Genomic DNA, 21,271 nt, shown 5'->3' on the forward strand with positions numbered 1-21,271 from the left:
TCCTTGGGTTCAGTGACGGTGTTCGCGGGTAACACCGGCGTCGTAGTGGCTGACCACCTGCTGCCAGCCAGCGGCGATCAGGGCGGCCTGGCCGAGGTCGTCCGGGATAACGGCGGCGCTGTCGCGGCGCAGCCAGACATCGGCTTGGCCTGTGCTGTCGGGTGGCAGGATCAGCAGCAGGCTGCCGGCAACTTCCGGGGCCTGGCTGCGACCCAGGTAGGCGCCGGGTTCCAGCCATGACCATTGGTGGGCGCCACGGCTCTGGCTGCCGGCATCGACCACGAACGGCGGCAGGCCTTCTTCGGCCAGGGCCTTTACGCTGGGTGTGACGGCGTTTTCTTCGCGCAGTAGCTGGATCTCGTCGAAGGCTACCCGCAGGTCGGTGTACAGGCCTTGTTCGGCGGCGGTGAGGTCGCGGCGGGCGTCGATCTGGTAGCTGGCGATGGCCTGTTCGTCCTCGCGCTCACCGCGCAGCAGCACCACGCTGGCGGCGAGTACCACGATAAGCAGGCTTGCCAGCAGCACGTACAGGGTTTCGTGCCCGGCACCGGCCGGGCGAATGACTTGGGCGCGGCTCATGGTTGGGCGATATCGGCGTAGTCCACTTCCACCACGTGCCCGGGGCCTGCATCGAACAGCACATAGAATTCACCGTCCGGGCGCTTGAAGGTCAGCGTCGAGTCGTCGCCAAGCTTGCCGCCGACCAACACCTGTTCGTCATAACCGATCACGTCCAGGGTCACCCCGGGGGCACCGCTGCCGTCCGAGAAACCGCCGGTGCACTTGACCTGGCCGTTGGCCAGTTCCTCGCATTCGCACATCGGGTTGTGCGCCAGCGCCGGGCTGGCGGCCAGTACCAGGAAGGGCAGCGTCAGGGTGCGCATCAGGTGTTTCATTTGTTGCCTCCTTGTTTCTCGAGCCATGCAACGGTGGCTGGCGATGCCTTGGCCAGGGGGACCGACGCCTGGTGCATGCTGCCGTCCCAGCCTTCCAGGGTGATCCAGATGTGCGCATCGGGTTTGGTGCGCGGCGGGATCGGCAACGAGGTGCCCATGTTGTACGGTGCACCGAAGAAGATGGTGCCGGCGGCGCGCAGGCTGCGTGGCTTGCCGATGCGCAGGTAGGCGGCCTTGACGTCCTTTATGCAGGCCTTGCACAACGCTGCATTGAACGATTTGAAGTAGCCGGCCGGGCCGTCGGCGCGTGGCGCCTCGTCACGCAGTTCGGCTAGGTCGAGGCTGTAGGGGCCGACCTGGATGTCACTGATCACGTTGGCGCCAAGGCCCGCCTCGCCGCGGAACAGCCTGGCGTCGGCGAAGTACTTGGGCATGAAGCCCAGCGGGATCAGGATCAGCAGGATGTTCAGGTGAAAACGCCACTTCAGCCAAAGCTGCTTCAGCGGGCTGGCGGGCAGGGCCTGGCTCATGAGTGGATCTCCACGGTGGTTTCACTGTGTGCCGCACGTGGAGCGCGCTCGCTGCGCTTGAGGGCCGCGGCGGTGGCCTGGGCGGTGCGTTTGGTCCAGATCAGCAGGCCGCTAAGCACCATCAGGGTGAGGATCAGGCCGAAGAAGAACCACACCAGCTTGATCGGCAAACCGCCAAAGTCGCCGGTGTGCAGCGGGCGCATGGACTCGGTGACGAACTCCAGGGCCGAACGGTCGCTGATCAGGAACTGGCTGTCGACATTGCGTGTGTACGGATTCACCGAAGCACTCTGGAACATCAACGGGTACCAGCCCGGGCCAGACAGCGTGACGTGGCTGTAGGCAGTGGCGGGGAGCGAGATGGAGGTCACTTCCAGCCCCGGGATCGCCAGGCCGGCAAGGCGCGCCGCTTCGTCCAGGTCGATGCGCGAGGCGGGGCTGCCATCTGGCGTTTGCGGTACCTCCTCACGGGCGATCACCGGCACGATGGGTCGGCTGGAAATGGTGATGTGGTTGTCGAACAGGATCGCCTGGATCAGGAACCAGGTGCCGGTGATGGAAATGACCGCAATGAACCATATTGACCACACCCCGGACAGACGGTGCAGGTCACCCCAGAAGATTCGCGAACCATGGCCGGTACGCACGGGTTTGAAAAAGCCTTTCCAGAACTTCTTGTAAACCACCAGGCCGGTGACCAGCGAGGCCAGCATCGGCAGGCCGAGCAGCGATACCAGGTACCAGCCCCAGCTGAAACCGTTGGTGAACGGCACTAGCCACCAGCCGTGCAGGGCGCGGGTGAAGGCTTCGAAGTTGAAGTCTGGGGTCTTCCCCTGAATGGTTCCGGTGTAGGGGTTTACATACAGCGTCGGGCTGGTGCCATCAGGCAGGGTTACATTAGCTTTTACCGCGAAGTGCGAACCATCCGGCTGGCTCAGGCGCTCCACCACCATGTCCGGCTCGGCCTTGTTCAAGGCCTCCAGTACCTGCTGAAAGCTCATGCGCTCGGTGTTCGCGTCTGGCTTGTTGGCGCGCACGGCCGGATCGGCGAGCCAGACGATTTCCTGACTGACCACGGCGAGCATGCCGGTGAAACAGACGATCAGGACAAAGAACCAGATCGGCAAGGCGAGCCAGCTGTGGACCAGGAACCACAGCCTGGATTTGGATTTTTTCGGTGATTTGGCCATCAGACGGTCTTCTGCTATTGGTGGTCGAGCGTGTGCCAACCAAAGAGTGCTGTACTGATAAGGACGAATGAGAATTGAAAACCTGCAGGTTAAAATGAAACCAAATGTTTCAAAGCACAAAAACCGGACTGCGCACGAGGCATCAGTCCGGCCTTGATGGCGGGTTGCAGAGGGGTCAGGCGCGGGTTAGCGCCACTGCTGCTTGGGGTTTTTCGTGCAGCTGCTCCAGATCCTGGTACAGCGCTCGGCCAATTTCCGCAGCGCGGGTTGGCAGGACCGAAAGCAGGGTGTCACTCAGGCCGTGGCTGTTTTCGCAGAAGCCCTGCAGGTACACCGAGGCTTGCAGGTCGGGGCTGGCCAGTACGCGGTAGTTGCGGTCGACGCTGAAGTCCTCCAGGTAATCGGCCAGCGGCGCCAGCAATTCACGGTGCGAGCGGCGCTCGTAGCCGGTGGCGAGGATAACGGCATCGTAGCGGTGGGTTTGCTGCTGGCCGGTGGCGAGGTCGCGCAGGGTCAGTTCCAGGCCTTCGCGGGTGGCCACCACAGCTTCCACCTGGCGCCGGCACAGCACGTTATGGCGGTGCTGATGGGCAACCTTCTGCCGGTAGAGGATGCCGTAGATGCGCTCGATCAGGTTGAGGTCGACCACCGAGTAGTTGGTGTTGTGGTATTCGCCTAGCAGTTTGCTGCGCTGGTCGGCCGGTTCGTTGTAGACCAGGTCGGTGTAGTCGGGCGAGAAGATCTCATTGACGAAGGGGCTGTCGTCGGCGGGCTTGAGAGCCGAACCGCGCAGAATCATGTCGACCTTGACTGACGGATAGCTGTCGTTGAGGTCGATGAACGCCTCGGCGGCGCTCTGGCCTGAGCCGATCACGGCAATGCGCATGGGTTTGCCAGCCGTGCACGGCAGTTTGGTCAGGCTGCTCAGGTACTGCGAGTGGTGGAAGACCCTCGGGTCGTCCTTGAAGGCGCCGAAGTTTTCCGGAATTTTCGGTGTGCCACCGCTGCCCACCACCACCGAGCGGGTGGGGCGGCTGTATTCGCGGCCTTGTCTGTCACGCGTGATCACGCACAGGTGTTGGACCCGGCCTGCATGCAGGTGCGGTTCGATGCGCAACACTTCCTGCCCATACACCGCCTGAGAGGTGAAATGCTCGGCGGCCCAGCGCAGGTAGTCGTTGTACTCCAGGCGGCAGGGGTAGAAGGTGCCGAGGTTGATGAAGTCGGCCAGGCGCTGCTTCTGGTGCAGGTAGTTGACGAAGCTGTACGGGCTGGTCGGGGTGCGCAGCGACACCAGGTCCTTGAGGAACGAGATCTGCAACTCGCTCTGGGTAGCCAAGGTCTCGCCGTGCCAGTGGTAGTCTTGCTGCTTGTCGATGAACAGTGCGTCGAGCGCATGGCCCCGGGATTCGGCGAGCTCTTCCAGGGCGATGGCCAAGGCCAGGTTGGAGGGGCCGAAGCCCACGCCGATCATGTCTTTGATGGTTTCCTGCTGTGAGGACTGGCTCATGGCTGCGATTCCCTGAATGGTCGAATATGGACGCCCGCCGGGGCTCCGGCTCCTGCGCAAGTACATGAGTTGGAACGAGCCAGCCGAGGGGGAATTTAAGCGGGCTAAAGAACAGCGTGAGGCGGCCGATGTGTTGGTTACGGCAAGGACCAATCCTTCAGGCAGGGAATCGACATGAGCGGCATCACGGCAAGCAACCTGATGATCAATGGTGTTTCAGCACAGACGCTGAGCGCGAATGCAGCAACCGAGCGTGAACAGGCGAAACAGGCCGGTGAGGCGGTGGGGCCGTTGAGCATCAGCAGTGACAGCATGAGGGTGTCGGAGGGTAGCCAGGCGCAATCCACCGACACTGAAGGCAGTGGCGAATCGGGGGCTGTGAGCGAGCTGCGTCAATTGATCAAGGATCTGCAGAAGCAGCTGGCAGAAGAGCAGAAACAGTTGGTGGCATTGCAGAATAGCAAGATGGACGAGACTGCCAAGGCGGCAGCGATAGGTGCCAAGCAGGCGAGCATTGCCACCCTCAACGGGCAGATCATGGCGGCCACGGCGCAGTTGCTGGAGCTGTTGCAGCAAGAGGGCGGCAGCAGTGCGGGAGGCATGGTCAGCGCTACGGCCTGACAGCGGTCTTGCTCAAAATTTAAAAGCCTGCGCAGTCGCCTGTAGGCGCGGGGGTGGACATACAGGGGGATTGGGCGCAGGCCGTCGTGTAGGAGCGGGTTCACCCGCGAAAGGGCCGGGCCTGCTGGCCAATTTCACCCGCCGTTCACCGTTGCCGCCGCTACCGTATTCGCGGGTAAACCCGCTCCTACACCTATTGAGGGTGGACATACATTGGTGATTGGGCGCAGGTCGTCGTAGGAGCGGGTTTACCCGCGAACACGGGCGAAGCCCGTGCTATCCGCCGCGTTGTCTGTTTCGCGAACAAGCCCGCTCGTTCCAGGATATGGCGGTCATTCGGCCGCCAACCGCCCCTTGTTCTGCCGGTCGGCCTTGTACTGCATGGCCACCGCCGGTGCCGGCTTGGCGGTACCGGTTTCCAGCCATTGACGCATGCGGCTGGCATCGGCGAAGTGGGTGTACTTGCCGAAGGCATCGAGAATGACCATGGCCACCGGGCGGTTATCCATGCGGGTCAGCAGTACCAGGCAGTGCCCGGCCTCGTTGGTGAAGCCGGTCTTGGTCAGCTTGATATCCCAGTTGCTTTTGTTCACCAGGTGGTCGGTGTTACGGAAACCCAGCGTGTAGTTGGGCTTGCGGAAGGCGACGGTCTTTTCGCGGGTGGTCGACAGCTCGCTCAGCATGGGGTACTTGCGCGAGGCCATCAGCAGCTTGGCCAGGTCGCGGGCAGTGGATACGTTCTGCGTCGACAGGCCGGTCGGCTCAACATAGCGGGTATGGGCCATTCCCAGGCTGCGGGCTTTGGCATTCATTGCCTTGATGAACGCCGGATAACCGCCGGGATAGGCGTTGGCCAAGCTATTGGCCGCACGGTTTTCCGACGACATCAAGGTAATCAGCAGGGTTTCGCGACGGTCCAACTGGCTGCCCAGGCGCACGCGCGAGTACACGCCTTTCATTTCCGGGTTGTTGGCAATGGTCATGGTGAGCATTTCATCCATGGGCAGCTTGGCATCCAGCACCACCATCGCCGTCATCAGTTTGGTTACCGAAGCGATCGGCACCACGCGGTCGGCATGGCTCGAATACAGCTCCTTGTTGCTGTTCAGGTCGATCAGCAGAGCGCTGCCTGAAGCCAGATGCAGTTTGGATGGGTCACGTTGAACCTGGGCCGGGGGTTGTGCAGCAGCAGTCGACGGAAGGGTCGCGGTACCTGTGAGCAACAGCAGCAGGCTGAGGATGGACAGGGAAGTTTTCACGTTGAGGCTCACTAAAAGTTGGTATGTCGTTGGCTGTGCAAGGGTTTTCCCCCTAAAAACCGATGCATTCTGGAGTATGGCTGAATTACTGTCGAATGCCTTATGACTAAAGGGCGCAAAGTGAACGATATTTAATCCTGTACCCATTCTTCACCCATCAGATAGGGATGGGATGGACCCCGTGTTGGGTTTTTGCATACCTGCAACAGCATCAGGGCTTTCGATATCAGGGCAGGGCATCGGGATGCCCTGCCGGCCTTCGCGTTCAGCGATGGATGAGCGAGAGTTCGCTGATGATGCAGATCGAGCCATCCTCGGCGGGCGTTGCGTCGGTGTAGTCGACCTGGTTGTAGACCCCGCCGTGGAACTCGAACAGGCGTGAAGCCCAGGTACTGTCGAGCTGCAAATCGCCCGACGAAGCGGATACCCCGTTGCATTCGGCCGTCACGGTTACCACACCTTCAGACGTGGTGTGAATGCTGATGTGGAAGGTCGCACCCAGTGGCACCCCCTTCAGGATTGGGGAATTCACCGGGTCGGTCTGGTTGAAGGTGCGCCGAAACCCCAGGGTGATGTTGCCCTTGTTCCAGAACACCTTTACCGGCGGGCCGTCGTCCCCGCGTACGTGCATCTGGGCGATGACCACCTTCTGCGCCGAGTTGACCTTGGTCAGCGTCATTGTCTGGCGATTCCAGTGATCCTGGGCGCTGGCCAGCGTCCAGTCTTGCGTTTCTGTCCATTCGCAGCGTGTCCTGTGGGTGCTTTTGCTCGAAGCACCTTTGGTTGGGGCTGAGAACTGGATCGAGCCATCGCTGAGCACCGTCACGATGCTGGGAAAGCGGGCAATCGCTTCAGCACCGTTCAGCTCCAGAGCAACGGGGTTGGTTGAGGAGACGGCTACCGGCGTGGCGATGGTGAGGTGGCTGATATCTACGGCCATGGGGGAACTCCTGGCGAAAAGGTTTGAGTGGCATAGCAGCCGTACAAGCGACGGCTGAACACAAAGTTAGCCTCAAGCTAAATAACGGTCAATAGCTTATGGCTAAATTATTTTCGCTCCACGGGAAATTACCTACTGGCGAAATTTTTCCGCAATGGGGGGCTTTACGCAGGATTTGGCAGTGAGCTAAGCTTTCGCTGAGTACTGTACGAATATACAGCTATCAGGATGAGAATATGGCAAGCCACATGAAGTCGGAACCCCAACAGCGCCAGGAGATGACCGGAATAGAGCGGCTTAGTCTGCGGGTATCGTCAATGATCAACCACCCGCTCGCACAGACGCAGCGCTGGGTAGTGGTGCATCGTCTGGATACCGACGGTGAAGCGGAATGGGAGGAGGTGATGGGCCAGCTGCTGGAAATGCCCGAGTTGCAGCTGACGTTCAATGATGACGCTAGCGTGACGGTGCGATGGGCGCGCAGTAGCGTGGAAGAGCGTGATGATTTTATCGTCGAACGCGACTGCGAGGCGCAGGTCGGGGAGGCTGCACCGTTCTGAGCTTCAGCAAAAGCCCGCCGGTCAGGGCGGGCTTCGGTTTATACAAGGTGGGCATTCCACACCAGCAGGACCCTGGCCTGTATGTAGGTCTCTTCCCGACGAATCATACGGTCTTTGTGCCGCGAGTTGTCGGAGATCATCTCGAAGTGGTCCTCGTCCGCGATCTGTAGCCGCTTGATGTAGATGTGATCGCCCCAGGAAAAGAAGTAGATGCCATCGCCGACGAATTCGCGGATGCTGACGTCGACGATCAGCGGGTCGCGGTGCCTGATGGTCGGCTCCATCGACTGGCCCCAGCCGGTCACCATCTTCAGGTGATGGTGCTCGCTGAACGTCACGCCCAGTTCGCGCAGGTGACTGGGGCTGACGCGAACGTCCTTGAACATCTCGGGGTAGTCGTGGGGGATCTGGCCACCGCCCATGGCTGCCCGTACGTCATAGTGGGCGATCCACACTTCGTCACCGACCAGGCCGGGGCGAAGCGGCTCGGCTTCCAGCAGCGTGGCATCTGCAGGCTCTTGCGCCGCTGCCAGCAGCCTTTGCCGGGTCTCTTCGGAGATGCCTTTGCCGCTTCGGGCAAGCATCTGTCTGACCAGGTCGGCTGCAGAGAGCTTGTTGTCACCTGGCTCGACAGCCGCTTGCATGTGTTCGCCTGGCGACAGCGCGTCGAACCAGCCCCGTGGCAAGCCTTCGATGCCCTCGATGCGACGGGCCACGTCATCGCCCAGATTTTTTACAGTCTTGTCGGAAAGGATCTGGCTCAGGTGTGCAGGCGCCATCCCCCAGCGCTCTGCGCAGGTCCCCTTTCTCTGGCTGCCGATCAGTTTCACCAGGTTGTGCTTGCGAATTTGGTAGATGTCCATGGGGTGAAGCATGCCAGTGTTTAGCTTGCTGCTAAATGTGCGCATGGCTAAATCTGCTCTTGTCGTGTTGTTAGCTGTAGGCTAAATTAAGCGCACGAACAAGGAAAGCTAGCGAGACATTTTTCTCCACGGCTGATCACATCATCATCTGTAATGAGGTTCACATGGATCCGACCGACCTCGGCCCGGGCACCGTCACTTGGCTGGGCGGTACGGGGACTGTATTGCTGGGTGCGTTTTTGTGGCTGCGCAAATGGTTGTCGAGGGATGCAGTCGACCGCGCAATGGACACTGCAGAAATTGCCGTCATCCGCCACCTGACAGAGCTGCTGGACATCGAACGGGATGCGAGAAGGGAGGCGCAGGCAAAAGCTGATCTGCTCACCAAGGAGCGAAACGAGCTGGTGATGACCGTAGGCCGGCTGCAAGGCAAGGTCATGGTGCTGACCAGTAAGCTGGGCAGTAGCGGCCAAACATGAGGTGGCAGCCCGGTCAAACCGTGAAGAAAAAAAGCCCGCCAAATTGGCGGGCGACAAGGGCGCAGGGAGCAACGCACAACAAATTTGGTTCAGGCAACCAAGGTGCCTGGTTGCAACTGTTCGACCAGTGCCTGGGCTGAGGCGCGGGTCGGCATCGGGCCGCTCACGGCTTCGCCGTTGCGAACCAGGTACCAGCACGCCAGCAGGCCCTGCTCACGCAGTGAGGCGGGAACGGCGCTACCGACAACGGACATGATCTGGATAGTGGCCATTGGGACCTCCTTTAAAACATGGCTCTACCATACGCAGCAGCCGGATATGTTTGAAATCAACTTCCTCAATAGTGATCATTGGTCCTGTCAACCATTACCAGCGCGGTGGCCCGTAATACACCGGTGGCGGCCCATAATAGGTGCGGTAGCCCGGTGGCGGCGGAGGAGGCGCGTAGTAGGGCTGGTAGTACACCGGCTGTGGAGGCGGTTGTACGTACACCGGCGGGGCGTAGTAGACCGGCTGGCGCTCAACATACACAGTACGGTCATGGCCGCCATAAACCGTCGCCCCAACCACCGCGCCGGCCACTGCCGCACCCAGCAGGGGCCCCGGCCCATACCAACCACCGTGCCCATGGCTGCCATAGCCACCGTGAGCTGCTGCAGGCCCGCTGATGGCCAGGGCACCGACCAGCAGGACGATTCCGGGAATGAGACGGTTCATAAAACAACCCCGCAGGAAAACCCCACGTCCGGGGCCCTGTTACTATGACTCCGGTGTCTGTCAGCTGAGCACAGGGGAACGGTAAAGGTTGTGTAAGGGACGACCAGTGGCTGACTCTGTTACGCTGAATAAACGTTTCAGTCATGACCAAGGAGCCTCTTATGCCGACAACTCCCAGCCGGGACACCGTGCTTTGCATCTCTCTGGCCGGTCGCCCTGGCACCTTCGGCGTGCGCTTTCACAACCACCTGTACCAGCAGTTGGGCCTGGACTTCTACTACAAGGCCATGCGCACCGATGACCTGCCGGCGGCCGTGGCAGGGATCCGCGCCTTGGGTATTCGCGGCTGCGGGGTGTCGATGCCGTACAAGGAGGCCTGCATGGCCTTGGTCGACGAAATCGATCCCTCGGCGGCGGCCATCGAGTCGGTCAATACCCTTGTCAACTGCAATGGGCACCTGAAGGCTTACAACACCGATTACCTGGCCGTGCGCCAATTGCTGGTGCAGCATCAGGTCGATCCGGGCACGGCCTTTGCCCTGCGAGGCAGCGGTGGCATGGCCAAGGCCGTGGCCAGCGCCTTGCGCGATGCCGGGTTTGCCGAAGGCATCATCGTTGCACGCAACGAGCAGGCCGGGCGTCAGTTGGCGGATGTCTGTGGTTATCGCTGGGTGCCTGAGCCAGGTGACCTCTGCCCGCCGATGCTGGTGAACGTGACGCCGATCGGTATGGCAGGCGGGCAGGAGGCAGAAGAGCTGGCGTTTCCCGAGAACGCCATCTCGGCGGCGGAGCGGGTGTTCGATGTAGTGGCGATGCCGGCGCAGACGCCGTTGATTCGCCGGGCTCAGGCGTTGGGCAAGCCGGTGATCACTGGGCTGGAGGTCATTGCGCTGCAGGCGCTGGAACAGTTCGTGTTGTACACCGGGGTCAGGCCGTCGCAGGAGCAGGTGGATGCGGCGGTGGCATACGCGCGGGCGACCTGATGACGCCTACCCCCTTCGCGGCATCAGCCGCGAAGGGGGTACAGGTGAAACCCGGATCAGAACACGTCGTGCCCGTTATCCAGCTGTTTGTCGACCAGTGCCCGGCCATGGGCCAGCGACACACGCTGTGCATTCTCAAGGTCGGAGAAGAACTGCATTGGCATCGACATGCGCTTGCTGGTGTGCCCGTCCGGTGCCGTGATCAGGCAGCCGGCGGCATAGGGCAGGGGGGAGTCGGGATGGGGCATTACGCTGGCGGTGATAGTGTGCTCGCGGTATTCACAGTGAAGAGATTGCATCGTCCTTACCTCGCTGTGGTTTGTGAAGCAGTTACCTTCATATACCACAGCAAGAGGCCGGGAGTTCCCGGCCTGACGAGCGCGCCGCGACGAGCACTTAGCCTTCGAGCTCGGTTGGCTGGATCACTTCGATCCAGTAACCGTCCGGGTCCTTGACGAAGGCCAGATGGTTCATGCGGCCGTCCTGCAGGCGTTTCTGGAACGGCACTTCCAGTTCCTCGAAACGCGCGCAAGCGGCGCGGACATCGGGTACCGAAATGCAGATGTGGCCAAAACCGCGTGGGTCGGTGTTGCCATTGTGGTAGGCGAACTCGGCATCGTTTTCGGTGCCATGGTTGTGGGTCAGCTCCAGCACGCCGGGGATCGCCTTCATCCACTGGTGGCGGGCGGTGTCGTCAGCGGGGATCTGGGCAGGGTCGACCAGGGCCAGGAAGTACAGGCTGAAAGCGGCTTCAGGGAAGTCACGCTTGTCCACCAGGCGGAAGCCCAGCACGCGGGTGTAGAAGTCCAGCGACTTCTCGATGTCCTTGACCCGCAGCATGGTGTGGTTGAAGACGAACTGGGCGGTGGCGGCGTCAGGTTGCGCGGTGACGCCAGGCAGGGTTTGCAGATCGTGCAGGCTCATGGGAACTCCTGAGACGGGGCCGGGCACAGGGCGCCGGCAAAACAGACAGGCTGGCCATGATACGGCAGTGCGCCGATTGCGCAAATGAAAGCGCCCTGCGAAGGCAGGGCGCTGAAATTAGAGGCCCGCATGTGCGGGCGCGTGATGGGGTCGCTAGTCCTTTAGCTGTTTCGATACTGAGCCAGCCCTTGTGAAAAAAGTGTGAAGCCTGTGTGGGCATTTCATCAGCGTACCCAGCTTTCTACCGTGGCGGCCCCATACTGTTCTTTCCAGGCCTTGAGGCCGCGGTGGTTGCCGCCTTTGGTCTCGATTCGCTCGCCGGTGTGCGGGTTCTGATAGACCTTGACCACCCGCGGGCGGCGTTGTTGCTTGGGCGATGTGCTGGAAGCGCGGGCCACAGCCTTCGGGTCGAGGATGGCGATGATATCGCGCAGGCTCTTGTCATAGCTTTTCATCAGGCCGACTAGTTTCTGCTCGAATTCGATTTCGCGTTTGAGGCCGGCATCCTTTTTCAACGCTTCCAGTTGTGCCATCTGTTCCTGGAGCGCTTTTTCGGCAGCACGAAACTCTGCAAGTCTGGACACTGTAATCACTCCTGTACGTCGGTCGTGGCAGGGCGTGACGAACATTGAAGACGCGTAAAAACGCCGGCCACGCAGTTGGGTTCCACTGTTCGCTGATATCGAGTGTAGTCATTCATCGCTACTGGGTAAACTGCTAACTTTTTGCAAGTAAGGCGGGAACTTTCCTAGTTTTGCGCGCGGTATTTGCCGGTTTTTCTGCGGTTGCACGACAGGGGGCCTAGACCATGGTCCAATGGCCCGCGCCAGAGCCTTTGCGCGATCATTTCAGATGATGGCTGACTCATGTTCGGACCTGCCGCAGTACCGTGGCCAACACGTGCCACAGGTTGTTAAATCGTCTTCATTCTGGATGTTTCCTCGCATGTTTTCCCCTTTCCCCCTCGCCCCTGGGCGCCGTGTTACCGGCCTGTTTCTGTTGTGTGCCGGTGTCAACGTCCAGGCTGCCGGGTTTCTTGAAGACGGCAGTGCAAAGGTCGAAGCACGCAATGTCTATTTCAACCGCGACTTCCGGGACGGTTACAGCAGTTCCAGCCAGGGCGCATCCAAGCGCGAAGAGTGGGCGCAAGGCTTTATCCTCAATGTGCAATCGGGTTATACGCAAGGTCCGGTAGGTGTTGGTGTGGATGCGCTGGGCATGTTCGGCTTCAAACTGGATTCCAGCCCGGCCGACAGCAACAGTGGATTGCTGCCCTCGTCTGGCCACGACCCCCGGCACTCGGCCGACCAGTATGCGAAGATGGGCCTGGCGGCCAAGATCAAGGTGTCCAATACCGTGCTCAAGTACGGTTCGATGATGCCGGATGTCCCGTTGCTCAAGTACAACGATGGCCGTCTGCTGCCGACCCTGTTCCAGGGTGCCATGCTCACCTCTGAAGAACTGCACGACCTGAAGTTCACCCTGGCTCGCCTGGACAAATACACCGCTCGGGATTCCACCGATCGCCAGGACATCCGCGTGCACTGCAAGAACAAGCGTTATGCCTGCGATACCGACGCCGACCACTTCGACCTGGCCGGTGTCGACTACCGTTTTAACGAGCGTTTCAGCGCCCAGTACCAAGTGGCCAAACTGGAGAATATCTACCGTCAGCACTTCCTCGGCCTGGTGGCCAGCCAGCCGCTGCCGGTGGGCAGCCTGTCGGCTGACGTGCGCCTGATCAAGAGTGATGACATCGGCAATGCCCATGCGGGTGAAATCGACCATCGCGCCTTCAGCGGCATGCTTGGCTACAGCCTCGGTGGCCACAAGCTCAGCGCCGGCTGGCAGCGCATGTATGGCAACAGTGCCATGCCGTACCTGGATGGTAGCAACCCGTACTTGGTCAACTACGCCCAGGTCAATGATTTCGCCGCTGCACAGGAGCGCTCCTGGCAAGTTCGCTATGACTACGACTTCAAGGCGCTGGGTGTACCCGGCCTGACCTTCTTCACCCGTTATATCAACGGCGACAATATCAAGGTGCCGGGCAGCAGTGCCGAAGGCAAGGAGTGGGAACGCGACACCGAGTTCAAATACCAGGTGCAAAGTGGCACCTTCAAGGATGTCAGCGTACGTCTGCGTAATTCCACTTACCGCAGTAACTATGAAAGGTGGGCGCGTGACATGGATGAGACGCGGGTCATTGTCAGCTACAACTTCTCGATCTTCTAAGCGGCTGCTTTGCCAAATACCGGTAGCCGCCTGACAATGGTGGCGGGTTCCCGCAAAGGGCAGGGCAATGAAAGACCTGTTGTTGATCGGCATCGGCGCGGGTGACCCGCGCCAGGTCACCTATGAAGCGGTCGATGCGCTGCGCAGTGCCAGCGTGTTCTTCGTGCTCGACAAGGGCGACGACAAAGATGAACTGGTGCGCCTGCGCAAGGCCATTCTGCAGCGCTATCGCCCCGAAGGTGGTTATCGCCTGGTGCCGGTGGTCGACCCGTTGCGCGATGTGCAGGCGGATGACTACCTTGGCGCGGTGCAGAACTGGCACCGGCAGCGTGCTGCGCTGTATGCGCGCCTGATCGAGGAGGAAATTGGCGACGGTGAAACAGGTGCCTTCCTGCTGTGGGGCGAGCCCACCCTCTACGACAGCACCCTGCGCATACTCGACCTGGTCCGCGAACAGGGCGTGACGCTGCGCTTGCAGGTCATCCCTGGCATCAGCAGTGTGCAGGCGCTGGCGGCGCGGCACCAGGTGCCGCTCAACCGCATCGGCGAGCCCCTGACCGTGCTGCCGGGGCGACGCCTGGCCGAGCAGGGGCCTGTGGACAATGTGGTGGTGATGCTCGACGGGCAGTGCGCCTTTGCCGGGCTCGATGACCCGGCGTTGACCATCTACTGGGGCGCGTACCTGGGGACCGAGGATGAAGTGCTGATTGCCGGGCCGCTGCAGGCGGTGAAGGTGCAGATACTGGAAGTGCGCGAGCGGGAGCGGGCGCGCAAGGGGTGGATCATGGATACCTATCTGCTGCGCAGAGAGCTGTGAGGTGGGTTGCATGTGCCTGCCTCTTCGCGGGCAAGCCCGCGCCTACGAGCGAAACAGGCGACGCGGTGCTCAAGGGGTACCCAGAATACCCACCACCGTGTTCCGCAACTGGTCGATGCTGAACGGCTTGCCGATCAGGTGCATGCCCTCCGGCACATTGAGACTGTCGGCGTAGCCGCTGGCGAACAGCACCGGTAATAACGGCCGCAGTTCGCGCGCTTTACCCGCCAGCACCTCACCTCGCATGTCCGGCAGCCCCACATCGGTCATCATCAGTGCCAGCGCCTGGCTGGGGTCTTCAAGTACACGCAGGGCGGCTGTGGCGTCTTCTGCCTCGATGACCTTGTAGCCCAAGTCGTCGAGCACTTCGACCATCAGCATACGTACGATGTCGTCGTCTTCGACTACCAGAAGGTGCATGGTTCAAATCCTGTACAAATCAGTGTCTTTAATCTGTGCACCGCGCGGCATCAGAAGTTCCCGAGGATACCGCTCCATGCAAATAGATGGAACGATTGCCGAAAGCAACCTTCAAATACTGGCTAAATGCCCTGCCAGAGCTGTCAAAGCTGGTTAGACTCGCTTATCAGGACAGCGCAGTGGCAGATAACAATAACGACTGATCGGCCACTCTTTTCAATGGACTTTTCTAGCTCGGGCGTCTTCTCATGATTCAAGCAGCCACGATGGACCAGCGAAGCTTTCGCAAGCTGTTGAGCCGTAACATCGGCCTCCCCCTGGGGGTTGGCCTGCTGGGGGCAGTGGCCTTCGTCGCGGTGATCAACTACCTGCTTTCGGCCATGCAGTGGGTCGAGCACACCGACCGGGTGATCGGCAATGCCAACGAAACGGTCAAGCTGTCGATCGACATGGAAACGGGCATGCGCGGTTTCCTGATCACGGGCGACGAGCGCTTCCTTGACCCTTACGAGGTGGCCAAGCCACGCATTCTCGGCAGCCTGCAAAGCCTGCGCAGCATGGTCGAGGACAACCCGCAGCAGGTTGACCGTATTGACCGGCTGATGGCCTTGCAGCAGGCCTGGAACGACTTCGGTAACGAGATGATCAGCCTGCGCCGCAGCCAGGGCGATTACCAGGCCTCGATCGGCAATGGCCGGGGCAAGCGCATCACCGATGAAATCCGCAAGGAGTTCGATGACCTGATCATTACCGAACAACAACTGCGCATGGCCCGTAACGAAAAAGTCAGTGCCGTCACTGTGACGGCGATTTCGGCTTTCGTGCTGTTCATTGTCGGCCTCAGTGCATTGCTGGCCTACCTGGGCCGTCGTGACCTGCTGGCACTTTCGGCCAACTACGCTGAAAACCTGCAAGCCCAGCAACGCTCGGCGCAGCGCCTGGAGCACCAGGCCTGGTTGCGCACCGGCCAGACCCAGCTGACGCAGCAGGTGCTCGGGCAGCTGACCTTGCCCATGCTTGGCGAGAACATCCTGCGCTTCTTTGCCTCTTATCTGGGCAGCGTGGTGGGCGCCGTGTACGTGCGCGACGAGCATGGCCGGCTGGTGCGCGTGGCCTGTTATGGCCTGAGTACCGAAGAGCAGGCCCGCGAGCAGATCGAGTCGGATCACCATGGCCTGTTGGCCCAGGCGGTCCGCGAAGGCCGCTTGCTGCGCCTGGAGGAACTGCCCGAAGATTTCTATCGCCTCAGTTCCGGCCTGGGCAGTGGCTTGCCGCGCAGTGCATTGCTGATGCCGGCGACCGAAGACGGGCAGATCAACGGGGTGATCGAGCTGGGTTTCCTGCGCCCCTTGCAAGAACGGGATGAAGAGCTGCTGGAGCGGGTCGGCGGCAACCTGGGCATGTCGATCGAGAGTGCCCGTTATCGTCAGCGCTTGCAGGAAGTGCTGGCTGAAACCCAGCAACTCAATGAAGAGCTGCAGGTGCAGCAGGAAGAACTCAAGACTGCCAACGAAGAGCTCGAAGAGCAGTCACGGGTGCTCAAGGAGTCTCAAGCCCATCTGGAAACCCAACAGGCCGAACTCGAGCAGACCAACGAGCAGTTGTCGGAACGCACCGATGCGCTGGACCGCAAGAACGATGAGCTGAGCCAGGCGCAGCTGGAGCTGCAGGCCCGTGCCGACGACCTGCAGCGATCGAGCAAGTACAAGTCCGAATTCCTCGCCAACATGTCCCATGAGCTGCGCACGCCGCTCAACAGCTCGCTGATCCTGGCCAAGTTGTTGGCTGAGAACGGTGAAGGCAACCTCAGTGAGGAGCAGGTCAAGTTCGCCGAATCCATCTACTCGGCCGGTAACGATCTGCTCAACCTTATCAACGACATTCTCGATATCGCCAAGGTCGAGGCCGGCAAGCTCGAAGTACGGCCCGAAACCACCCAGGTCGAGCGCCTGGTCGAGGGCTTGCGCGGCATGTTCCAGCCGCTTGCCGGTCACAAGGGCCTGGCCTTCGAGGTCAAGGTCGAGCCGCAGGTACCGGTCACGCTGTTCACCGACCGTCAGCGCCTGGAGCAAATCCTCAAGAACCTGCTGTCCAACGCCCTCAAGTTCACCGAGCGTGGCCAGGTCAGCATGAACGTCAGCTTCCAGGCTGGCAGCGGTATCGTGTTCGCAGTCCGTGACACCGGCATCGGCATTGCGGCCGATCAACAGCAGGCGATCTTCGGCGCCTTCCACCAGGTCGATGGCACCAGCAATCGCCGTTATGGTGGCACTGGCCTGGGTCTGTCGATCTCCCGTGACCTGGCGCATTTGCTCGGTGGCCAGATCAATGTCGACAGCAGCCCCGGGCAAGGCAGCGTGTTCAGCCTGATTCTGCCGGAGCGCTATGCCGCCGAGGCCGAAGACATCGAGCCGCAAAGCCTGCGCCCGGCCGTCGATGCGTTGCCGCCTGCACCGCAAGTGCCGCTGGCCGCCACTGTCATGCGCCCGGCGCCGGCCTTTGCCGACGACCGCGAGCGGGCCCCTTTCGATACCCGATGCATTCTGGTGATCGAAGACGAGCCCAACTTTGCCCGCATCCTCTTCGACCTGGCCCATGAGCTGGGCTATAGCTGCCTGGTGGCCCATGGCGCCGACGAAGGCTTCGAGCTGGCAGCCCAGTACATTCCGGATGCGATCCTGCTGGACATGCGCCTGCCCGACCACTCAGGCCTGACCGTCCTGCAGCGCCTCAAGGAGCAGGCCAGCACCCGCCATATCCCGGTGCACATCATTTCGGTGGAAGACCGCGTCGAGGCGGCCATGCACATGGGGGCGGTGGGGTATGCGGTCAAACCCACCAGCCGCGAGGAGCTCAAGGAGGTGTTCGCTCGCCTGGAAGCCAAGCTCACGCAAAAGCTCAAGCACATCCTGCTGGTGGAAGACGACGACCTGCAGCGCGAGAGCATCGCCCGGCTGATCGGCGATGACGATGTCGAGATCACGGCCGTCGCCATGGCCCAGGATGCACTGGCGCTGTTACGCCAGAACATCTACGACTGCATGATCATCGACCTCAAGCTGCCAGACATGCTCGGCAACGAGCTGCTCAAGCGCATGACCGCCGAGGATATCCGCGCCTTCCCGCCGGTGATCGTGTATACCGGCCGCAACCTCACCCGCGAGGAAGAAGCCGACCTGCTCAAGTATTCACGCTCGATCATCATCAAGGGCGCACGTTCGCCGGAGCGCCTGCTCGACGAGGTAACGCTGTTCCTGCACAAGGTCGAATCGCAGCTGTCCAACGAGCGTCAGCGCATGCTCAAGACCGCGCGCAGCCGCGACAAGGTGTTCGAGGGCCGCAAGGTGCTGCTGGTGGACGACGATGTGCGTAATATCTTCGCCCTGACCAGCGCCCTGGAGCACAAGGGCGCCATTGTCGAAATCGGCCGCAACGGGCGCGAAGCCATCGAGCGCCTGGAGCAGCACGACGACATCGACCTGGTGCTGATGGACGTGATGATGCCGGAGATGGACGGCTTCGAGGCCACCCGCCTGATCCGTCAGCAACCGCGCTGGCGCAAACTGCCGATCATCGCCGTGACCGCCAAGGCCATGAAAGATGACCAGCAGCGTTGCCTGCAAGCCGGTGCCAATGATTACCTGGCCAAGCCGATCGACCTGGACCGCCTGTTCTCGTTGATCCGTGTCTGGCTGCCGCAACTGGAGCGAATTTGACTAGCGAACGCAACACCGACATTGAGATCCGACTGCTGATCGAGGCGATCTACCTCAAGTACAGCTACGATTTCCGCAATTATTCCGGCGCTTCGATCAAGCGCCGGATTCTCCACGCGCTGCGTCAGTTCGATTGCCTGACGGTGTCTGCGTTGCAGGAACGTGTGCTGCACGACCCGGGCATGTTCATGCAACTGCTGCAATACCTGACGATCCCGGTCAGCGAGATGTTCCGTGACCCTGACCACTTCCTTGCCGTGCGCAACGAAGTGGTGCCGCTGCTGCGCACCTGGCCGTCGATCAAAGTCTGGATCGCGGGCTGCAGCACGGGGGAGGAGGTGTATTCCATGGCCATCCTGTTGCGTGAGGAAGGGCTGCTTGAACGCACCATCATCTACGCCACCGACATCAACCCGCATTCGCTGGACAGGGCCAAGCAGGGCATCTACTCGATGCAGAGCATGCGCGAGTACGAGGAAAACTACCGCCTGGCCGGTGGCCGGCGTGACTTCGCCGAGTACTACACCGCCGCCTATGGCAACGCCATCATGGACAGCAGCCTGCGCGACAATGTGACCTTCGCCGACCACAGCCTGGCCACCGACAGCGTGTTCTCCGAGACCCAACTGGTGTCGTGCCGCAATGTGCTGATCTACTTCAACAAGGACCTGCAGGATCGGGCGCTGGGCCTGTTCCATGAGTCGCTCTGCCACCGCGGTTTCCTGGTGCTGGGTAGCAAGGAATCGGTGGACTTTTCGGCCTACAGCGATCGTTTCGAGCCGCTGGTCAAGCCCCAACGGATCTTCCGTAAATCATGAGCGGCGTACGCGCAGTGGTGATCGGCGCCTCGGCGGGAGGCGTGGCGGCATTGTTCCAGGTGCTCGGCACGCTGCCATCGGCGTTCGCCATACCGGTGCTCTGCGTGCTGCACCTGCCGGACGACCGCCACAGCCAACTGGCTGGCGTGCTGCAGCGGCGGCTGCATCGGCCGGTATGTGAGGCACGTGACAAGGAGAGCATCAGCAGCGGGCAGATCTATGTGGCGGGGCCGGGTTACCACTTGTCGGTGGAGCGCGACCTGACGCTGTCGCTGAGCCAGGAAGAACCCGTGCACTTCTCGCGCCCGGCGATCGATTTCCTGTTCATCTCGGCGGCCGATGCCTATGGCGATGGCCTGCTGGGTGTGCTGCTCACCGGGGCCAACGAAGACGGCGCCAGGGGCCTTGCCTACATCAAGAACAATGGGGGGCGCACGATCGTCCAGGACCCTCGTGACGCACAGGTTGCCCTGATGCCGGAGGCCGCCCTGGCCCAGCACCAGCCCGACCATATCCTTACTCTGAGCGGTATCGGGCAGTTGCTCGCGACCCTGGAATACAGCGCATGCTAAGCCACACCACCGCCAAACTGCTGATTGTCGACGACTTGCCGGAAAACCTGCTGGCGCTCGATGCCCTGATCCAGGGCGAGGACCGTGAGGTGCACCAGGCACAGTCTGCCGAGGCAGCCTTGTCGTTGCTGCTTGAGCACGAGTTCGCACTGGCCATTCTCGATGTGCAGATGCCGGGCATGAACGGTTTCGAACTGGCCGAGCTGATGCGCGGTACCGACAAGACCAAGCACATCCCGATCGTCTTCGTCAGTGCGGCGGGACGCGAGATGAATTATGCCTTCAAGGGCTACGAGAGCGGGGCCGTGGACTTTCTACACAAGCCGCTCGACACCCTGGCGGTAAAAAGCAAGGTCTCGGTGTTCGTCGACCTGTTCCGCCAACGCAAGGTGCTTGGCCGTCAACTAGAGGCCCTTGAGCAGAGCCGCCAGGAACAGGAGCTGCTGCTCAGCCAGCTGCAGGTGGCAAGGTGTGAGCTGGAGCACGCCGTGCGCATGCGTGACGACTTCATGTCGATCGTCTCCCACGAGGTGCGTACGCCGCTCAATGGCCTGATCCTGGAAACCCAGTTGCGCAAGATGCACCTGGCACGGGGCAACCTGGACGCGTTCAGTGTCGACAAGCTGCAGGCCATGGTCGAGCGCGACGAACGGCAGATCAACAGCCTGATCCGGTTGGTAGAGGACATGCTCGATGTTTCGCGCATCCGTACCGGTAAACTGTCGCTGCGGCCCAAACTGTTTGACCTGGGCCAACTGGTGCGTGGGCTGGTGGAAAACTTCACGGCGCAGGCCATGGCCCTGGAAACACACATCGAATTGCAGCGTTGCGAAGCGCTGAAGGGGGAGTGGGACGAATTCCGGATTGAACAAGTAGTGGCCAACCTGTTGTCCAATGCAATGCGTTACGGCGAGCGCAATCCGGTGCAGGTACGGGTGTTCGAGCAGGGCGGCATGGCCTGGGTGCAGGTGCAGGATCACGGCATCGGTATCAGCGCCGCCAACCAGCAGCGGATCTTCCAGCAGTTCGAGCGGGTCGCGGCCCAGCAGGCCAGCGGAGGTCTGGGCTTGGGGCTGTACATCTCCGAGCAGATCGTCCAGGCGCACGGTGGTCGGATACAGGTTGAAAGCGAGGAGGGCAAGGGTGCCACATTCACCCTGCAATTGCCGCTGGCAACATTCAAAGAACAAAACGACCAGGCGCGGGCAACCTCTGTGTAAG

General features: G+C 61.1%; 24 protein-coding genes. 10 read left to right on the forward strand and 14 right to left on the reverse strand.

The window, feature by feature from the left end; translation table 11 throughout:
- Positions 1 to 9 precede the first annotated feature (9 nt).
- The 5 genes from ACF8FG_RS19475 to ACF8FG_RS19495 all read right to left on the reverse strand — a co-directional run bounded on the left by ACF8FG_RS19475 (position 10) and on the right by ACF8FG_RS19495 (position 4,126).
- Entirely contained in the window at positions 10 to 579 is a 570-nt protein-coding gene (locus ACF8FG_RS19475; protein ID WP_014590502.1) for a DUF6162 family protein, read from the reverse strand.
- Entirely contained in the window at positions 576 to 896 is a 321-nt protein-coding gene (locus ACF8FG_RS19480; RefSeq protein ID WP_014590503.1) for a hypothetical protein, read from the reverse strand. The genes ACF8FG_RS19475 and ACF8FG_RS19480 overlap by 4 nt, the downstream gene beginning before the upstream one ends.
- Positions 893 to 1,426, reverse strand: a complete 534-nt coding sequence (locus ACF8FG_RS19485; protein WP_119713947.1) for a thiamine pyrophosphate-binding protein — start codon at positions 1,424 to 1,426, stop codon at positions 893 to 895. Before ACF8FG_RS19485 ends, ACF8FG_RS19480 begins: the two co-directional genes overlap by 4 nt.
- Entirely contained in the window at positions 1,423 to 2,616 is a 1,194-nt protein-coding gene (locus tag ACF8FG_RS19490) for a PepSY domain-containing protein (RefSeq protein WP_014590505.1), read from the reverse strand. The genes ACF8FG_RS19485 and ACF8FG_RS19490 overlap by 4 nt, the downstream gene beginning before the upstream one ends.
- 175 nt (positions 2,617 to 2,791) lie before the next feature.
- Positions 2,792 to 4,126: a lysine N(6)-hydroxylase/L-ornithine N(5)-oxygenase family protein gene (locus ACF8FG_RS19495; RefSeq protein ID WP_014590506.1), complete on the reverse strand. Its 1,335-nt coding sequence runs from the start codon at positions 4,124 to 4,126 to the stop codon at positions 2,792 to 2,794.
- 174 nt (positions 4,127 to 4,300) lie between these two features.
- On the opposite strand from ACF8FG_RS19495, the gene ACF8FG_RS19500 reads away from it, so the two are divergent.
- Complete coding sequence (locus ACF8FG_RS19500) at positions 4,301 to 4,747, forward strand: hypothetical protein (protein WP_392519145.1); 447 nt, start codon at positions 4,301 to 4,303, stop codon at positions 4,745 to 4,747.
- A 332-nt stretch (positions 4,748 to 5,079) separates the two neighbouring features.
- On the opposite strand, the gene pbpG is transcribed toward ACF8FG_RS19500, so the two are convergent.
- Positions 5,080 to 6,006, reverse strand: a complete 927-nt coding sequence (gene pbpG, locus ACF8FG_RS19505; RefSeq protein WP_019438360.1) for a D-alanyl-D-alanine endopeptidase — start codon at positions 6,004 to 6,006, stop codon at positions 5,080 to 5,082.
- A gap of 265 nt (positions 6,007 to 6,271) precedes the next feature.
- On the reverse strand, positions 6,272 to 6,946 hold the full coding sequence (locus ACF8FG_RS19510) for a polysaccharide lyase family 7 protein (protein WP_014590509.1): 675 nt from the start codon (positions 6,944 to 6,946) through the stop codon (positions 6,272 to 6,274).
- A 236-nt stretch (positions 6,947 to 7,182) separates the two neighbouring features.
- Between ACF8FG_RS19510 and ACF8FG_RS19515 the strand changes: the two genes are divergently transcribed.
- Positions 7,183 to 7,506, forward strand: coding sequence for a DUF1654 domain-containing protein (locus ACF8FG_RS19515; protein ID WP_019438359.1), 324 nt, complete (start codon positions 7,183 to 7,185; stop codon positions 7,504 to 7,506).
- A 38-nt stretch (positions 7,507 to 7,544) separates the two neighbouring features.
- On the opposite strand, the gene ACF8FG_RS19520 is transcribed toward ACF8FG_RS19515, so the two are convergent.
- Positions 7,545 to 8,369: a S24 family peptidase gene (locus ACF8FG_RS19520; RefSeq protein WP_019438358.1), complete on the reverse strand. Its 825-nt coding sequence runs from the start codon at positions 8,367 to 8,369 to the stop codon at positions 7,545 to 7,547.
- A 164-nt stretch (positions 8,370 to 8,533) separates the two neighbouring features.
- Between ACF8FG_RS19520 and ACF8FG_RS19525 the strand changes: the two genes are divergently transcribed.
- Positions 8,534 to 8,848 carry a hypothetical protein gene (locus ACF8FG_RS19525; RefSeq protein ID WP_014590512.1) on the forward strand — a complete coding sequence of 105 codons (315 nt, stop codon included), beginning with the start codon at positions 8,534 to 8,536 and terminating at the stop codon, positions 8,846 to 8,848.
- Positions 8,849 to 8,937: 89 nt separating this feature from the next.
- Here the strand turns inward: ACF8FG_RS19525 and ACF8FG_RS19530 are convergent, their stop codons facing one another.
- Both ACF8FG_RS19530 and ACF8FG_RS19535 read right to left on the reverse strand, forming a co-directional pair.
- Positions 8,938 to 9,120 carry a hypothetical protein gene (locus ACF8FG_RS19530; protein ID WP_014590513.1) on the reverse strand — a complete coding sequence of 61 codons (183 nt, stop codon included), beginning with the start codon at positions 9,118 to 9,120 and terminating at the stop codon, positions 8,938 to 8,940.
- 94 nt (positions 9,121 to 9,214) lie between these two features.
- The gene (locus ACF8FG_RS19535; RefSeq protein WP_014590514.1) at positions 9,215 to 9,565 is read right to left on the reverse strand and encodes a hypothetical protein; all 351 of its coding nucleotides are present in this window, start codon (positions 9,563 to 9,565) and stop codon (positions 9,215 to 9,217) included.
- Positions 9,566 to 9,726: 161 nt separating this feature from the next.
- Between ACF8FG_RS19535 and ACF8FG_RS19540 the strand changes: the two genes are divergently transcribed.
- Positions 9,727 to 10,548 (forward strand): shikimate 5-dehydrogenase, encoded by an 822-nt coding sequence (locus tag ACF8FG_RS19540; RefSeq protein WP_014590515.1) that lies wholly within the window; start codon positions 9,727 to 9,729, stop codon positions 10,546 to 10,548.
- A gap of 56 nt (positions 10,549 to 10,604) precedes the next feature.
- Here the strand turns inward: ACF8FG_RS19540 and ACF8FG_RS19545 are convergent, their stop codons facing one another.
- The 3 genes from ACF8FG_RS19545 to ACF8FG_RS19555 all read right to left on the reverse strand — a co-directional run bounded on the left by ACF8FG_RS19545 (position 10,605) and on the right by ACF8FG_RS19555 (position 12,056).
- Positions 10,605 to 10,847, reverse strand: a complete 243-nt coding sequence (locus ACF8FG_RS19545; RefSeq protein ID WP_019438356.1) for a hypothetical protein — start codon at positions 10,845 to 10,847, stop codon at positions 10,605 to 10,607.
- A gap of 97 nt (positions 10,848 to 10,944) precedes the next feature.
- Positions 10,945 to 11,472, reverse strand: coding sequence for a lactoylglutathione lyase (gloA, locus tag ACF8FG_RS19550; RefSeq protein WP_014590517.1), 528 nt, complete (start codon positions 11,470 to 11,472; stop codon positions 10,945 to 10,947).
- Positions 11,473 to 11,696: 224 nt separating this feature from the next.
- Positions 11,697 to 12,056, reverse strand: coding sequence for a histone-like nucleoid-structuring protein, MvaT/MvaU family (locus tag ACF8FG_RS19555; RefSeq protein ID WP_014590518.1), 360 nt, complete (start codon positions 12,054 to 12,056; stop codon positions 11,697 to 11,699).
- A 361-nt stretch (positions 12,057 to 12,417) separates the two neighbouring features.
- On the opposite strand from ACF8FG_RS19555, the gene ACF8FG_RS19560 reads away from it, so the two are divergent.
- On the forward strand, positions 12,418 to 13,707 hold the full coding sequence (locus ACF8FG_RS19560; protein ID WP_019438355.1) for an OprD family porin: 1,290 nt from the start codon (positions 12,418 to 12,420) through the stop codon (positions 13,705 to 13,707).
- Between the two features lie 67 nt (positions 13,708 to 13,774).
- Positions 13,775 to 14,524, forward strand: a complete 750-nt coding sequence (gene cobF, locus ACF8FG_RS19565) for a precorrin-6A synthase (deacetylating) (protein ID WP_019438354.1) — start codon at positions 13,775 to 13,777, stop codon at positions 14,522 to 14,524.
- A gap of 69 nt (positions 14,525 to 14,593) precedes the next feature.
- On the opposite strand, the gene ACF8FG_RS19570 is transcribed toward cobF, so the two are convergent.
- Positions 14,594 to 14,944 carry a response regulator gene (locus ACF8FG_RS19570; RefSeq protein ID WP_019438353.1) on the reverse strand — a complete coding sequence of 117 codons (351 nt, stop codon included), beginning with the start codon at positions 14,942 to 14,944 and terminating at the stop codon, positions 14,594 to 14,596.
- Positions 14,945 to 15,192: 248 nt separating this feature from the next.
- Between ACF8FG_RS19570 and ACF8FG_RS19575 the strand changes: the two genes are divergently transcribed.
- From ACF8FG_RS19575 to ACF8FG_RS19590, 4 genes are read left to right on the forward strand one after another with little or no spacing between them, the layout of a single operon-like run.
- A complete protein-coding gene (locus ACF8FG_RS19575; protein ID WP_023389376.1) occupies positions 15,193 to 18,660 on the forward strand; it encodes a response regulator in 3,468 nt (1,155 codons plus the stop codon).
- The gene (locus ACF8FG_RS19580) at positions 18,657 to 19,478 is read left to right on the forward strand and encodes a protein-glutamate O-methyltransferase CheR (protein WP_010954591.1); all 822 of its coding nucleotides are present in this window, start codon (positions 18,657 to 18,659) and stop codon (positions 19,476 to 19,478) included. Before ACF8FG_RS19575 ends, ACF8FG_RS19580 begins: the two co-directional genes overlap by 4 nt.
- On the forward strand, positions 19,475 to 20,050 hold the full coding sequence (locus tag ACF8FG_RS19585) for a chemotaxis protein CheB (protein ID WP_014590523.1): 576 nt from the start codon (positions 19,475 to 19,477) through the stop codon (positions 20,048 to 20,050). Before ACF8FG_RS19580 ends, ACF8FG_RS19585 begins: the two co-directional genes overlap by 4 nt.
- Positions 20,044 to 21,270, forward strand: coding sequence for a hybrid sensor histidine kinase/response regulator (locus ACF8FG_RS19590; protein ID WP_010954589.1), 1,227 nt, complete (start codon positions 20,044 to 20,046; stop codon positions 21,268 to 21,270). Before ACF8FG_RS19585 ends, ACF8FG_RS19590 begins: the two co-directional genes overlap by 7 nt.
- Position 21,271: the final 1 nt, after the last annotated feature.

Source organism: Pseudomonas sp. YQ_6 (genome assembly GCF_043103245.1).
In the GTDB taxonomy this organism is placed as follows: Bacteria; Pseudomonadota; Gammaproteobacteria; order Pseudomonadales; family Pseudomonadaceae; genus Aquipseudomonas; species Aquipseudomonas alloputida.